This is a genomic window from Bacteroides sp. 1_1_30, from assembly GCF_020982715.1.
Classification (GTDB): domain Bacteria; phylum Bacteroidota; class Bacteroidia; order Bacteroidales; family Bacteroidaceae; genus Bacteroides; species Bacteroides xylanisolvens.
Genome location: NZ_JAJKHN010000242.1, coordinates 1 through 766, shown reverse-complemented (window position 1 = coordinate 766; position 766 = coordinate 1). Strand labels below are relative to the sequence as shown.

General features: G+C 46.9%; 2 protein-coding genes. Both read left to right on the top strand.

All coding sequences use genetic code 11. The features are described 5' to 3' along the window. Positions 1-104: 104 nt before the first annotated feature. Positions 105-383, top strand: a complete 279-nt coding sequence (locus LPH68_RS26495; RefSeq protein ID WP_196069330.1) for a hypothetical protein — start codon at positions 105-107, stop codon at positions 381-383. Next, positions 380-655, top strand: a complete 276-nt coding sequence (locus LPH68_RS26490) for a DUF3846 domain-containing protein (RefSeq protein WP_032534369.1) — start codon at positions 380-382, stop codon at positions 653-655. Before LPH68_RS26495 ends, LPH68_RS26490 begins: the two co-directional genes overlap by 4 nt. The last annotated feature ends 111 nt before the right edge of the window (positions 656-766 follow it).

The window sequence follows — 766 nt, the reverse complement described above, 5'->3', positions numbered from 1 at the left end:
GGCAATGTATGCGAGTATTCGGCCGTGTTCCATTACCGCATCTATTCACGCGAGCTTTTTGGCCATATCATTAACCAACTGCGCACCGTGAAACGATTTCACGCATGGTGCAGGGAAAAGCAGGGAGGATAACCATGGATACGCTCGACAAACTGCGCATCATCGAAAGTGATGCCGTGCCCAAGGATGATGCAAAGATAGAAAACCTCACTACTTCCATCAAGATCACCCACTCCTGCGGTTGCGTGATGGTGGAACATTTTGCCTGTGGAAATCCTACGACGGTACGTAAGGAGGAAAGCCCGGAAAAATACAAACGGCTCCTTGCTGAAAGAAAATATCATGTCGAACTCTGTAAAGAACATAATCCTGAACGACAATGACACAAATCATCAGAACAGACGGGACACGCCAGGAAATATGTCCCGCAAACGGCACCGACTTCACGTTGAAGGAGATGCAAGCGATAGTCGGCGGAAATATCGAACTGGTAGAACTGGACGAAAAGACGACGATGGTCGTGAACGAGGAAGGGAAACTTTTGGGCATGCCCTACAATGCCGGGGCGGACAGGGAATTCCATTCCCGTTTTCCCTCTTCAAAAGACTTTATCGTCGGCAATGTACTCATATGCAACAACAATCAAATCAGATAAAAATTATGGATAAAGAAAAAGCAAAAGCGCTCAACGAAATCCTCGCGCGCTACAAAGAATTACAAGAGAATGACAGTGTAAACCTGATCGAATTTCATACCGCTGACGGGC

Coding starts and splice junctions, on each gene's coding strand:
- LPH68_RS26495 (WP_196069330.1), top strand. CDS start 105: ATGGTGCAGGGAAAAGCAGGGAGGATAACCATGGATACGCTCGACAAA.
- LPH68_RS26490 (WP_032534369.1), top strand. CDS start 380: ATGACACAAATCATCAGAACAGACGGGACACGCCAGGAAATATGTCCC.